The organism is Bradyrhizobium sp. WSM4872 (genome assembly GCF_055811715.1).
The window spans coordinates 108,726-122,587 of the sequence record NZ_JBVVPT010000018.1 but is presented as its reverse complement, the minus strand read 5'-3'; the positions used below and the strand labels follow the sequence as shown (position 1 = coordinate 122,587).

At 61.2% G+C, this 13,862-nt stretch carries 10 protein-coding genes and 1 pseudogene; 7 read left to right on the top strand and 4 right to left on the bottom strand.

The window, feature by feature from the left end; translation table 11 throughout:
• The first annotated feature begins 184 nt into the window (after nucleotides 1–184).
• Both AC0L3C_RS23150 and AC0L3C_RS23145 read left to right on the top strand, forming a co-directional pair.
• Nucleotides 185–1,078: an outer membrane protein gene (locus AC0L3C_RS23150; protein ID WP_473262830.1), complete on the top strand. Its 894-nt coding sequence runs from the start codon at nucleotides 185–187 to the stop codon at nucleotides 1,076–1,078.
• Between the two features lie 139 nt (nucleotides 1,079–1,217).
• Complete coding sequence (locus tag AC0L3C_RS23145; protein ID WP_473409061.1) at nucleotides 1,218–1,985, top strand: sulfite exporter TauE/SafE family protein; 768 nt, start codon at nucleotides 1,218–1,220, stop codon at nucleotides 1,983–1,985.
• Nucleotides 1,986–2,037: 52 nt separating this feature from the next.
• On the opposite strand, the gene AC0L3C_RS23140 is transcribed toward AC0L3C_RS23145, so the two are convergent.
• Nucleotides 2,038–2,367, bottom strand: a complete 330-nt coding sequence (locus AC0L3C_RS23140) for a nuclear transport factor 2 family protein (RefSeq protein WP_473295099.1) — start codon at nucleotides 2,365–2,367, stop codon at nucleotides 2,038–2,040.
• Between the two features lie 129 nt (nucleotides 2,368–2,496).
• On the opposite strand from AC0L3C_RS23140, the gene AC0L3C_RS23135 reads away from it, so the two are divergent.
• From AC0L3C_RS23135 to AC0L3C_RS23125, 3 genes are all read left to right on the top strand, one after another.
• On the top strand, nucleotides 2,497–6,279 hold the full coding sequence (locus AC0L3C_RS23135; protein WP_473409060.1) for a LuxR C-terminal-related transcriptional regulator: 3,783 nt from the start codon (nucleotides 2,497–2,499) through the stop codon (nucleotides 6,277–6,279).
• A 169-nt stretch (nucleotides 6,280–6,448) separates the two neighbouring features.
• A complete protein-coding gene (locus AC0L3C_RS23130; RefSeq protein WP_473262833.1) occupies nucleotides 6,449–7,642 on the top strand; it encodes an L-dopachrome tautomerase-related protein in 1,194 nt (397 codons plus the stop codon).
• Between the two features lie 39 nt (nucleotides 7,643–7,681).
• Nucleotides 7,682–8,764 carry a two pore domain potassium channel family protein gene (locus AC0L3C_RS23125; protein ID WP_473262834.1) on the top strand — a complete coding sequence of 361 codons (1,083 nt, stop codon included), beginning with the start codon at nucleotides 7,682–7,684 and terminating at the stop codon, nucleotides 8,762–8,764.
• Nucleotides 8,765–8,859: 95 nt separating this feature from the next.
• Here AC0L3C_RS23125 and AC0L3C_RS23120 read toward each other — a convergent pair whose 3' ends face one another.
• The gene (locus AC0L3C_RS23120; RefSeq protein ID WP_473262835.1) at nucleotides 8,860–9,075 is read right to left on the bottom strand and encodes a hypothetical protein; all 216 of its coding nucleotides are present in this window, start codon (nucleotides 9,073–9,075) and stop codon (nucleotides 8,860–8,862) included.
• A 423-nt stretch (nucleotides 9,076–9,498) separates the two neighbouring features.
• Between AC0L3C_RS23120 and AC0L3C_RS23115 the strand changes: the two genes are divergently transcribed.
• Entirely contained in the window at nucleotides 9,499–10,572 is a 1,074-nt protein-coding gene (locus AC0L3C_RS23115) for a TauD/TfdA family dioxygenase (RefSeq protein WP_473409059.1), read from the top strand.
• A 183-nt stretch (nucleotides 10,573–10,755) separates the two neighbouring features.
• On the opposite strand, the gene AC0L3C_RS23110 is transcribed toward AC0L3C_RS23115, so the two are convergent.
• Nucleotides 10,756–11,667: a DUF1127 domain-containing protein gene (locus AC0L3C_RS23110; RefSeq protein WP_473262837.1), complete on the bottom strand. Its 912-nt coding sequence runs from the start codon at nucleotides 11,665–11,667 to the stop codon at nucleotides 10,756–10,758.
• Nucleotides 11,668–11,944: 277 nt separating this feature from the next.
• Between AC0L3C_RS23110 and AC0L3C_RS23105 the strand changes: the two are divergent.
• Nucleotides 11,945–12,250: pseudogene (locus AC0L3C_RS23105) on the top strand (winged helix-turn-helix domain-containing protein); the annotation flags it as partial.
• 1,059 nt (nucleotides 12,251–13,309) lie between these two features.
• Here the strand turns inward: AC0L3C_RS23105 and AC0L3C_RS23100 are convergent.
• On the bottom strand, nucleotides 13,310–13,507 hold the full coding sequence (locus AC0L3C_RS23100; protein WP_063993490.1) for a YodC family protein: 198 nt from the start codon (nucleotides 13,505–13,507) through the stop codon (nucleotides 13,310–13,312).
• Between the last annotated feature and the right edge of the window lie 355 nt (nucleotides 13,508–13,862).

Sequence of the window (13,862 nt, the reverse complement as noted above, 5' to 3'; positions counted from 1 at the left end):
TCCAGGTCAAGTTCAGTGCCGGATAGGTCAAGTTTTCGGCTGCCGAGCGTTGCGCCGAAAACACATTCGCCAGCGATCCCACTGCCGTACCGTTTCGATCAAGCCCAGCACCTTCGCGGACAAGACGGCCCAGGCGCGGCCCGGTAGTCATTCCGAGCGACGGACTTATTGGGAATTCATAAACATGAGAAAATCGATCGCGGCCGCTGTTGTTTCAGGCATGATGCTGTCGTCGGCATCGGCAGCCGACCTGCCAGTGAAGGCAAACCCGGTCCCTGTCTATGGCTGGACCGGATGGTACGGTGGCGTGAATGCCGGCTACGGTTGGCAAGACAAGAGCGCGGCTTACACCGGCGATTACTTTGCCGATCCGGTGACGAATCTCGGCGGCGGCGCGGGCACTGTGTTCAGCGATGAGTTGGTGACGAGTTCGTCGCACGGGGACGAAGACGCGGCCGATAACCATCCCGCCTACCGGCAACCTCTTCGCGCGTCCGGCTTCACCGGTGGCGGACAGATCGGCTACAATTGGCAGATCGAGCGCAACTGGGTCACGGGTTTCGAAGCCGACCTGCAATACGCCAACATCAAGGGCAATAGCTTGTTCAGAGCGCCCGATGAGGGCGGTGTCACGCTCTCGGCCGCGTCTTCCCATCAACTCGACTGGTACGGCACCCTGCGCGGCCGGATCGGCTATTTGTTGAGCGATCGCCTCCTCGCTTTCGGCACAGGCGGCCTCGCCTATGGTGGAACGAAGGCACAGGCTGCCATCGCGATCATTGGTCCGCTGGGCTGGAGCGTCGGCGCCGGATTCGCCACGCAGATTTTCTGTCCCGGCTTCACGACCTGCCTCGCGGGCTCCTCGTCACAGACGTCGGTCGGCTGGACAGCCGGTGGCGGCCTTGAATATGCGGTGCTCCCGAACGTCACGATCAAGGCCGAATATCTGCACATGGACCTCGGCCACCAGAACGTGAAGCTGACGGTGCAGAGCCCGGCGACCGGCAATGGCTTCGTCAATGTCAGGTTCAGCAACGCGTACGACATCGTGCGCATGGGAGTGAACTTCCGGTTCTGACGCACTCGCGCCAGCCAAAGCGGCGCTCCATCCGGCGGCCGGCTGCTTGTTGACACGCGCCGAAGACGCTTGGCTTGCGGCGGATTTTCCACTAGAGGAAGCCGCGCCCGCTTCCACGCATCAACCGCGAACGGAAACATTGACCATCATCTCGGGCTTCGCCGGCATCTCGATCTTCCAGCTCCTGCTGGTCGCGTCGATGGCGTTGTTTGCGTCCGTGATCGGTGGTCTCGCCGGCTATGGCACCGGCGCCTTGATGCCGCTGGTGCTCGTGCCTCTCGTTGGCGCCGAGCCCGTGGTGCCGATCATCGCGATCTCCGCGATCTTCACCAATTCCAGCCGCGCGCTTGCCTATCTCCGTTATGCCGATCGCCGCCGCGCGCTGATCGTGCTGGCCTGTGCGGCACTGACGACAGCGCTTGGTGCCTACGGCTATACCCGCCTCACCAATGCCGGCGCGGCGCTGGTGATCGGCTCCATGCTGATCCTGAGCGTGCCGCTGCGCCGTGTGCTCCGCCGCCGCCAGGTCAGGATCGGCGACACCGGTCTCGCGGCCGGCTCGGTCGGCTATGGCGTGCTGGTCGGCGGCACCTCCGGCTCCGGCGTGATCCTGCTGTCGCTGCTGATGGCCGCCGGCCTCGAAGGCGCCGCCGTGATCGCGACCGATGCCATGATCTCGCTCGGCACCGGCCTCATCAAGATCTCGGTGTTCGGCCTCGCCGGTGCCGTCACCGCGCAGGTGCTCGCCTTTGCATTGCTGATCGGAGCAATCGCGATCCCTGGCGCGTTCCTGGCCAAGGCCTTCGTCGAGCGGATGCCGGTGCACATCCACACCGCGATCCTCGACGTCGCCGTGATCGCCGGCGGGCTGGTGATGATCTCGGCTGCGGCGAGGCAGCTCATCTAATCAAGTCGGATGTGGCACGTGCCCCGCTGCCGGCTTGAATCACGCCGCAGGTCTAGCGTGAGGGACTGCAGTCCAGTTCCTTGATCCTGCCGGCGGCGTCAAACGCCAAAAGTGCACTCATGACGCCGGCACTGGTGAGGTAAGAGATAATGGTACCGTCGTTGCGCCAGGGATTGAGATCATCCAACGTGCCTGCCGGATATTTTCGGAGGTGATCGACCCAATAGGCACGAAGTGCCTCACGGCCGGTGATGGTTCGGCCGCCGGCGCAGCCGCAGTGGACCACGGCGTCCTCGGCATGAAGTTCCAAAATCGCTTCGATATCGCCCGCGCGATAGGCATCAAGCCAGTCGACTGCAACGGCCATGGGGTCAAAGGACATATTTTTCACTCACATGCGTCCAAATCTGGTTCAGGCCGGGGAACCACCAAGCCTCCTATGATTTTAATATCCCACCCGGCCACGGCCATATGCCGAAGGACATAGAGGACCGGGCCGAGGGCAAGATCGATGTTGGACGCGTCCGCCAGGCAGGGGATACTCAAGCCCATCCGGCTTCTGCTCGTCGATCCACAGCCGATCGTTTTGCAGGGACTGAGGTCGGTCCTCGGGACGCAGCCGGATTTCGACGTTGTCGCAGCGTCCAGCGATCGGACAAGCTGCCTCCAAGCAATCCGGAAGCTGACACCTGACGTCGCGCTTCTTGCCGACAAGGTGCCGGATCTGACGGTCGCCGAGATCCTCGCGATCGTGAAAGCTGAGAAGCTCTCCACGCGCCTGGTGTTCTTTACCGAGTCCGACACCGACCACGATCTGACTTCCGCCATCGCAGCCGGCGCCTGCAGCGCAATTTCGAAATATGCCTCTCCCGCCACGATGCTGCGATCGCTGCGGCTGATGACGAAGAGCGGTGTGGCACTGGCGAAGTCCGATCTCTCGGCAGCCGGCAAGGAAGCGGACGGCGACGGCAAAGTCGAAAAGATGCTGGAGCTGTTGACGCAACGGGAACGTCAAATCGCACGACTCGTGGCGGAAGGACTGTCGAACAAGGAGATCGCGCGCCAGCTCAACGTGTCCGACGGGACGGTCAAAGTCCACCTCTACAATATTTTCCAGAAGCTTGAGATCACCAACAGGACTGTGCTCGCGACCATTGCGTTGCTGCAACGCCCCTCCGGCCTGGCCGCGCTCTCGCTGGCCTTTCTGGCGTTCGCTATTGCGGACGAACTCAAGGCGTCGGAAGCGAACGACATCTTTTCGGATCAGAACGGCAACGGCCACGCGGACGAGCACGCCGCGTACGAGCCCTGGAAAAAAGGAATTCTCCGGCACCTCGTGGTCTGGGAATCCGGCGAGACGCCGACGCAAGCCCAGAGAGATCTGTTCGCCAAGGCCGCCCAAATCACGAACCCGGCGGCGGCAATGGAAGCGCTGCGCACGGCCGAGCAATCCGGAGGCGCGACACCGTGGACGCACCACGCTCCTGCTGGATCGAGCGCGCCCGATCTTCCTGCGCGCTTACTGCGAGAAGCGATCGACATACAGACCGGTGACGACCCGGCCCCGGAACATCAATTCCCGCGGCTTCTTTCCAATGCGATGTCGATGCACGGAGGATCTGGCAACTTTGCTATTCTCACCGGTGCGTTGATCTACGCACTGCAGGACCCTCATCTCGCCGCGCACGCGCATGACCTCCGTGAAGCCTCGATCGACAGCATCCTGGCCGTCACCCAAGAGAGTGCGACCACAAAACTGGCCGCGATCAGCCATGCTGCCGCCAATCATGACGACAATTCAGCGCCGGGGTTCCTTTCGCACGACATCCGCCTGTCTTCCGCCGGTGTGACCACTGGACACGACAACGCCGCTCAAGAAGGCGCTCCGGGCCAAAGGGGCGCGGACGATGCGGGTGACAATCTTCACAAACCTGTTGGCGCGGACCTTGGTCACGATGCCAGTATCGGCGTAGGCGGCAACGTTGGAAACGTAGTTTATCGTTCCCCGATCGACTCCAAGTCGACAGCTTCCGACACCGTGTTCGACTTCGCATCTGGGCCGGGCAGGATCAATCTTGCGGCTTTCGGAGCGCTTGCCTGGCTGCATGTGACGGCGGCAGCCAAGTCTATACCGCCACATACACTCGCCTGGGTCTACGACTCCGCAAGCAACGAAACGATCGTCTACGTGAATGCGACCGATCGTGTGCTTGATGTCGGCGATCGCGGCCTGCTGGAAATCCATCTGGAGGGGATTGTATCCATTGCGGAGGCGGATGCCGCCTCCGCGCCGGATAGCGCGGCTGTCGTGGCTACCCTGGAGCAGCTCGAAGCAGTGCTGATATCGGCGACCGAAACCGATGAGACTGTTTCGAGCAAGGACCATGTCCAAACCACTATCGAGGGGAGCGAGAGCTCGCTCGGGACGGCTGGAGCCTGGGCCCTTCTGGCCAATAACGGCTCGGGTTTCCAGTTCGGGCAGGCCCGGACCGGCTTGGGAACGTCAACGAGGTTCGGAAGCTCCACAGACGCGTCGGCGGATGCAACGGAAGGGAGCGATGGTGCGTCCGCCGCGTCGGCTCACGCATCATCCATCGAGCTTGCGCATAGCGCGCCGGCCCCGACAATCGCAAATGTGACATCGAACAATGGGCCGATCAACACAGGCGCCGGGGCTTCATCGACTGCACCGAACGAGATCGGCCAACCCAGCGTCGTCACCGCCGACAGCGCGGGGCACGGCAATTCGCAGCACGCTTCGGACCCATCGACTGAAGCTGGCTCCAAACCAGGCAACGGCGTCGGCAATGGCGCCGAGCATCACGATAAGGGCCCGGAGGCTCCGGGAGAGTCAGCGAAGAAGGCAGAACCAGACGGCGCGGAACACGGCAAAGCCGGGCACTCAAACGCTGCAAAAGCACCGGACGCAGCTGAGACCGATCCGGACGTCGCAACGGCCGCCAACGCGGGTCATGGCAACTCAAAGCATGCTTCGGAGCCGGGGTCTGCAAAGGCGACAGCCGACGAATCGACTGAAGCTGGCTCCAAACCGGGCCACGCCGTCGGCAATGCCGCCGAGCATCACGATAAGGCCTCGGAGGCTGCGGGAGGGGCAGCGAAGAAGGAAGAGCCAGCGGGCGCGGAACACGGCAAAGCCGGACACTCAAACGCACCGGACGCAGCCGATATCGATCCGGGCGCCGCAGCGGCTGCCAGTGCAGGCCACGGCAACTCGAAGCATGCGTCGGAGCCATCGACTGAGGCTGGCTCCAAACCAGGCAAGGGCGTCGGCAATGCCGCCGAGCATCACGATAAGGCCTCGGAGGCTGCGGGAGGGGTAGCGAAGAAGGAAGACCCAGCGGGGGCGGAACACGGCAAATCCGGGCACTCAACGGCGCCGGACGCAACCGACATCGATCCGGGCGCCGCAGCGGCTGCTAGCGCAGGCCACGGCAACTCGCAGCACACTTCGCAGCCGGGGTCTGCAAAGGCGGCGGCCAGCGAATCGACTGAAGCTGGCTCCGAACCGGGCAACGCCTATGGCGCCGATCATCATAACGCTTCGGCCTCTGACGCTGCGCACGGACCAGCGAAGACGGCAGAACCAGGTGCCGCGGAACACGGCAAGTCCGGGCACTCATCCGCTGCAAACGCATCGGACGCAGCTGAGACCGATCCGGACGTCGCGATAGCCGCGAGCGGAGGTCACGGCAACTCGCAGCACGCTTCAGAGCCAGGCTCTGCAAAGGTGGCATCCACCGAATCGACTGAAGCTGGGTCCAAACCGGGCAACGGCACGGGCGATAGCGGCGAGCATCACGCTTCGGCTTCGCACGCTGCGGGGGCAGTGAAGACGACAGAACCAACCACCGTGGACCACGGCAACTCGGAGGACGAGTTACACTCAACCTCTGCCAACGCATCGCAAGCAGCCGATATCGGAGAGCCGAGCGTCGCAGCCGGCGGTAACGCTGGACGCGGCAACTCGCAACACGTTGCGCAACCTGCTGCAAGTGCATCAGAAGACGCACACCCCGCCAAAGCTGCGGTGGAGACCGGCGACCTCGAGCAAGGAGCGGTGTTCCGCTTCGATAGCGGACCAACTCCTTCTACTCTCGTCGGGGTCGTTGAGCTGAAACAGCTCAATAATACGCTCGATCCGCACGTTCCGCATGGTCAAGCGGAGGACCTCGCCAAGCCCGTCCCTCATGCACTGAACGGACACGCGGACGATCACGGCAACAACGGCGCGCATCAAGCGATTGTACCTGCGCATCATGATTTGCTGATTTGAACTGTGATCGCGATGGCGGCGATGGTCTCGCTCGCCCTGCCATATACCTCGGCAACGATCATCGCTGGACCGCTTGATGGAACTAGCCGTCAAAGGCGCGTTGGCAGATGTGCTAGGAACGATCGAAGGAAAGCCGGATTGGGCCCTAAACTTTTTGAAAGGGCCTCTCATGCGTGCAATCGCGTTCAGCTCCTGCGTAGCAGTCGTGCTATCCATTTCGTCCGCGGTTCATGCGCAATCCGCAACGGCTGATATCAAGTCCAAGGCCCAGCGCCTTGTCGCGCCTCTTGTCGAAAGTCGCGACAGCCGGCTGCAATCGGTCGCAACATTCGAGCATCAGGTGACCGGCGTCACCGTCGCCCCGGACGGCCGCATCTTCGTGAACTTCCCGCGCTGGACGGAGGATACGCCGGTTTCGGTGGCCGAACTCATGCCGGACGGCTCGACCAAGCCATATCCCAATGAGGAATGGAACGGCTGGCGCAACGCGCGAATGTCAGAAGTATCGCCCAATGATCACTTCGTCTGCGTTCAAAGCGTCGTAGCGGACCGGCGCGGATCACTTTGGGTCGTCGATCCCGCGGCTCCCAATGCCGAGAAGACTGTGAAGGGTGGACCCAAGATCGTCGAGGTCGATCTGAAGTCGAACGCTGTGAAGCGGATCTTTCCGATCGCGGCGGATGTCGCTGGTCCGGCCAGCTATCTCAACGACATCCGTATCGCCCCCGACGGAAAATTCGCCTATTTGACCGATTCCGGTTCGCCCGGCGGCCTGGTTGTTCTCAACATCGAGTCCGGGCAGGCTTGGCGGGTGCTGAGCGAGGATCCTTCTACCCAATTCGATCCGAGCGTCACCGTGATGACAGATGGCCAGCCGTTGCGGCGGCCGGACGGACGGCAGCCCTTGTTCAATGCCGACAGTCTGGCGCTGTCGAAGGACGGCAACACCCTCTATTGGCAGGCCCTGACCGGAAAGACGCTCTACCGGATCGCCACGTCCAGCATCCAGAGTGCGGACGCGGCGGCTCACGCTCGCCCGGAAACAGTGGCAACGACGGAGCCCGTCGATGGGCTCTGGACCGGCGAACATGACGAAATCTATCTAAGCTCGATCGCCGACAATGCCGTCAAGGTCCTCAACCCCAGCGACGGGACCGTGCGACAGCTGTTGACGGATTCGCGCCTGCGCTGGCCGGACACCTTCTCGCAAGGTCCTGACGGCGCAATCTATGTCACCGCGTCGCATATCCAGGATTCACCCTGGTTCCACATGGCCTGGACGGACAAGAACTTCACGCTTTTCAAGTTCATGCCAAGCGACGCGAACACCGTCGGGTCAAGTCGCGAGCCGAACCGGCAGTAAGCGCGCGGCTCGGGAGGCGGCTTAGGACGAGGAGGACAGATGGCCCATTGGGTTGAGCCTGTGGCCGGCACGCTGCTGATGGCACTTGTCCTTGCCGACGTATTCCTCACGGTTCTCTACGCACGCGCCGGCACCGGAATTATCAGCGACCGCCTGGCCAGACTGGTTTGGCTTGCACTGCGCCGGTTTTCCTCGCTCTGCAATGGCAGCCATTTGCTTTCATTCTGCGGCCCGTTGATCCTGGTCGCCTTGCTGCTCACCTGGTCGATTCTGCTCGCGCTCGGGGCTGCACTGATTGTGCACCCTCAGCTCGGGACCAGCATTACAAGCAGCCACCAGGAGACTCCAACCGACTTCGTGACTGCGCTTTACGTGGCGGGAAGCAGCCTCTCGATCGTAGGCGGCAGCAACTTTGGTCCGCAAAGTGCCGGAGCGAAACTCCTGTTTCTCCTGAATTCGGTGATCGGGACGTCGGTCATTTCGCTCACCATCACTTACCTGATGCAGATCTATGGCGCGCTCAGGAGCAGGAACTCGCTTTGCCTCAACATTCACGCGCTTTGCGGTGAGACCGGCGATGCAGCGGACCTGCTCGCGCATCTGTTCGCAAATAACCAGCTGAGCGCGGGCTACAACAATCTGTCCGAGTTGGCCGCGGAGGTCACCGATACCAAAGAAGCTCACCACTTCTATCCCGTCCTGTTCTACTTCCGCTTTCCTGAACCGTTCTACTCCGTCGCCCGGTCGTCACTCATCGTGCTCGATGCCGTCTCGCTGATCCGAAGTGCATTGCCGAAGGACGCCGATTGGCTCAAGCAATCCGGCGCGGTCACCCAACTATGGTCCTCCGCGCTGCTGCTCCTTTCCACCCTCAACAACGTTTTCCTGCACGAGAAAGCATCGGCTGAAGCCGACGACCGAGATCGGCAGCTCTGGCGGATCCGGTTCGACAATGCACGACGGCGGCTGCGGCAAGCAGGTATCAGTGTCACCGACGATCTTCCGCATTCGTGCGAATCCTACATGGAACAGCGAAGAAGGTGGGACTCTCTGGTTTGCGTGCTTGGCAATTCCATGGCTTACAGGCCCTCGGACATCGATCCGGCGATACTAAGGGCGTAAACCCCTGCCGTACTTCTCGCCGAGCGCGCCTGGCCTGGTCTCGCGTCTCAGCGACGCGACGCCTTCGGCGGATCAGCCTCATGAGGCGAATTGTTTCAGGGTTGGAGCCGTGAGAGCAGACGTTGTCGATCCTGATCGCGATCTCGCTGCTCCATCCGCATTCGTTCGAGTTCGCCTTCAGCTTTGGCTGTGTCCTGATTCTGGCGCTTCATTTCAATGATCAGCGCCTCCTGCTCGGCGAGCCGCCGTTCTCCTTCGACGACGTCGCGCTCGATCTGGCTCAGCTCATCGTATATCGCCGTCGTGTACATCGCGATCCTCGCGCGGCCGTGCTGCAGAAGGCACGCCGGAGAGTAGTTTTCGCCTTTTCCAGGAGCTTGATCGGGCCGCTTGGTGCGGCCTTGACCAAAGCGCAAGGCGCATGACTTTCAACTCAATCAGCTTCTCGAACGTTCCGGCTGTTTCCATTTTTTCCCGGGCTTTGATCGGTCGAACGAGCGGCCGTGTTGTAATCATTTTGGCGGAAGCGGCTCACCTAACACGCGACTGCCTGGAACGGACCTCGTCGCGGCGATAGTGCACTCGGCTCACGGCTGCGCTTCAGTCAAGTTGCAAACAAGCGGTCGGCACAATATCGTCGATCGTCCGCCCGCATCTCTTCCGCCCACTATGTCTTCCGCTCCCACGTCTTCCGCCCCCATGTCTGACGTCCAATCTCCCCAGGAGCCAACACGATGAATGTGGTCTCAGTGCCCGGCGGGATCCATCGCCCTCCAGGGAAGGTCGATATCCCATCCGCATGGCAGGGCGGTGAGATGAAAGCCAATCCCGATCGATGGTTGATATCGCTTGCGGCCGGCGAGATCGCCGAGCTTGAGGGCGCGGCTGAAACATTTCTTGGCAGAAACAAAAAAATCGCCGAGATCACGAAGGAAAGCTTTCCGCTTCCCCGCTTCGGCGCGCATCTGGAAGAGGTTAAGACAACGCTCCTGGCTGGCCTTGGCTTCGAAGTCATCCGCGGCCTCCCGGTGGCAAAATATAGCCAGGAGTTCGCCGCTACGATCTTTTGCGGAGTAGGCGCGCATCTTGGATCGGCGCGGTCCCAGAATGCAGCGGGTCACATTCTCGGTCACGTCCGTGACACCGGCGCCGATGCGAAGGATCCGAACACCCGAATTTATCAAACTTCGGAACGGCAGACATTCCACACGGATTCGTCCGACGTGGTTGGATTGTTATGCATTCGCGAGGCGATGGAGGGAGGGGATTCCCTCCTGGTCAGTACGACGACGATCTACAACGAGATGTTTGACAGACGTCCCGACCTTGCCGCTCTCTTGTTTCATCCGATCGCGACAGACCGGCGAGGCGAGGTGCCGGAGAACGAAAAGCCATATCTTGAAATCCCGGTGCTGAATTGGCATGCGGGGTTCCTGACCGGGTTCTATCAGCGCCCGTATATCGATAGTGCGCAACGCTTTCCCGATGCGCCGAGACTGACGCCGGCTCACGTCGAGGCGCTCGATCTCTTCGACGCGCTCGCAAATGATCCCGCGCTGCATTTCGGCATGCGGCTTCAGCCGGGTGACATGCAGTTCGTTTACAATCATGCCTTGCTGCATGACCGGACCGGATTCCGCGATTGGCCCGATGCAGGCCAAAAGCGTCATCTGTTGCGCCTTTGGCTCAGCATGGAAGGCGACCGGCCGCTGCCCGATTGTTTCAAGCAGCGCTATGGTTCGATTGAGATTGGCAACCGTGGCGGCATCATCACCAAAGGTACCAGTTTGAACGTCCCGTTGGATTGACGTTCCGAATGGGTTGAACCGGAAGCCCGGACCCACCTAGCCTCGCAAGCTCAAGCCGCATGATCAGCCCGGACAATCCCTTCGACAGCGCCAGGCTGAAACTCTCAGGTGCCTCGACGCGACCAGGGCGAGTACCCACAAATGCCGCTTGTTGGCGTAAAGCGGACATACGCATCACCCGAGCTACTTGAATGATGCGGTCTCGGCCGGGGCGGGTGTACTTGGCCGCACGAATACAATGGTGGAGTTCACTGGAATTTCCGCGTTCTCGCGGGTGCTCTGGCCGATGAGAATGAGGCCTGCTCCACCATTGGCTACCGTCAGGATGACCGGTTCACCCGCCCATGTCCTGATCGGCTCCATCCCGATGATGAGAAACTCACCGATTGGCTGGTCCAAGTACTGAAGTCTCAGCTGCGGAGCGATTTCTGCGGGCGCAAGTCCGAAGCCCAGCCGTTGCGCGCGCGCATGGATTTCGGTCAGCGACGCTGTCTCGCCCTCGAAGCCGAGCTCAGCGGGCGAGAGAGGGACGAGCTCTACGTCCGTTTTCTTGTCACTCAGAGTAAAAGCCGGCCGCGCAAGGACTTCAGCAGCTGCGCTTCCGACGTCGCAGCCCATTGCACTCATCGCCTTGCGAAGGGCGCGCATGTCCCTGAACGTCCCTGTCGCAATCGTCTTCCAGGGCCGAACATCGGCGGCCGAACTGACGGGAGTCCGCGATCTCGGCACCGGAGCAGCGGTCTTGAGGTCCAGGTGATTCCGTAGAACGTCCTGCGCGGTGCATTGAGCTTTGGCCTCGCTTGCGAAAGCGAGGATAAGGGCGCTACAGAGCAGCAGGGCAATAACGCCGCTGTCCCGTTCTGTCGAACGACTCGGCCTCGCGATGTTTCGGTGCGAGGCGATGTAGTCGATCTCGCCGCGCGTCGTGCCGATGTCCATGAGCTCCCTGTCGCTGAGGCCGCACAGGGTCGCTTGTACGCTCCGGCGTCTGCGGCGCTCCCGCCATGCGCTCAAGAATTGCCGGACGAGGCTGACAACGCGCTGCGTTGATCCGAAGGGCCGTCGCATCCACGCGGCGCCATAGATCGCGCTCATCGCAATCTCCTTTGGCTTGCTTCTCACCGAGGGCTAAGGTGCCAATGCTCGGTCCGGTACGCTTGACGAGGGGCTTACATTTCTCTTACCGGCGGCTTATTCTTTGCGTTCCAGCCGGTGCGGGGCGTTTCCGTGCGGCTGACGTCCGCCGATCCCGCGACACTGGGGCAAGGCACACTTGATATTCGGCTTACATTTTCCGTTTCGAAGGCCTATCTTCTCTGGACAATCGCTGCGGCGCTCTCGGAAGTAGAGGGCACGCCTGGGGAATGGTGCCATGCGCTATTTCTTCGAGGACTGTGTGCTGGATACCGACCGGCGCGAGTTGTGGCGCGGGCCCGATGCCGTTCCTACGACGCCACAGGTACTTGATCTGCTCGGCTATTTGATCCGCAGCAGGGATCGCGTCGTCAGCAAGGATGATCTCATAAACGCAATTTGGAATGGTCGGATCGTTTCTGATGCGGCGCTGACCACCCGATTGAACGCGGTCCGACGCGCGATCGGCGACTCCGGCGCGCAACAACGTCTTATCAAGACATTTCCACGAAAGGGCTTTCGTTTCGTGGGCGCTGTCCACGATGACGAGCGATGTCCCGAAACTGCGGTGATATCAGGCGCCCTCGCAGAATCGTCGAATTTTGCGTGCGCAACCGCCGAGGCAGCGGTTTTGGTCCCGGAGTTCTCCGAAAAAGTAGCTTGCAAACGGCGGCCCAAGAACTGGGTGCGTCACATCAGAGGCCCTCTGAAGTTCGTTGGCGGGACGCTGGCGTCGGTTGCGGCGATCGGTGCAATTGCCGGCGGCCTTCTTGGTTATTGGAATGTTTGGAAGACGCTCCGTACTGACCCACTTCGGGAAGCTCGAGAGCTTCAAGGACAACCGATAGTCAGGCCCGAGATCGCGCATCGTCTCTCTCTCATCGTGTTGCCCTTCATCAACCTCAACAACGATCCAGAGCAGGATCACCTTGCCGATGCCATCACGACAGATTTGACGACCGATCTTGCGCGAGCGCCCGCCACTTTCGTCATCGGACGCGAGGCCGCCCTTGCCTACAAGAATAAGTCGATCGATCTGAAGCAGCTTGGAACGGATCTCGGCGCCCGCTGGGCCGTGCGCGGCGCGGTGAGGGGCAACGGAGATCAGGTGCGGATCAGCGTATCCCTGACCGATCTTCAGACTGCGCGCGACATATGGTCCGACCGGTTCGACAGCGATCGGACAGATCTGGCCATTTTGCAGAAGAACATCACGGTGCGGCTCCTCTGTGTTGCGCACCTGCAGCTCCGTCAATACGAAGAAGCGATCGAACCGTGTAGCCGATCGTTAAACATCGGCGCGGGCCTTCAAGCCTACACAAGCTGATCTCGGCTTACGGCCGACGCGACAAATGGGAAATCATCATGACGGTGCTGGCTGCACCCCTTACGCGAGACACGATGATCCTGAAAGTATTCGCCGAGGAATCCCTTCAGCAAGGTAACGGATGCTGACAAGAGGATGAATTTGGACGACGTCCCGTCGGCCGTTCTGCGCAATGCAGCGATGTCCGCTATCGCGCCATAGTTGGCGACGAAGCGGACATCACACGCGCCGGAAGCTGTGCGCTCCGATCAAACTAGGATGCGGGCTCAGCCGCGCTTACTCCTCGTCTTCGTCGTCCTCGTCTTCGTCGAGCTCTTCCAGTCGATCGAGCACCGCGAGCGGCAGCGTCTCGCGAAACAGATCGCCTTCCGCGCCCATCCAGAGACAGATCACGTCGTCGCCCTTCACGTCAGCGACGGTGAGCGGCTGGCCGCCGGATTTCAGCATGACGATGTCGCCGGCTTTTAGTTCCATGGATGGTCCTTTCGGTTTGAATGACGGGAGAAGCTAGCAAAACGGCATGACATGCCGATCACGGGCTACTCGGTCAGTGGATGTGTTGCGGTAGCGCGCATGCGCCGGCCGGGCTGCTGAAATCGATCAGAGAGCTTTAGGCCGGAGCGATCCCATCACGAGAGGCAATGGCGCCTGTTCGATGGATGGCGCAAGGGCTCTTCCGTCCCGTACGTCGCGACCATGACACCATGCGCCTGTTTTGCCCGACGGAGCAACCGATTTTGTCAGATCCGCAGTTTGCGTTTTCCGCAAGTCCTTGATTCTGCTGCGGCCGTCTACTGTGCATGGGGTTGTTTTCGATGTTTTTGCTTGC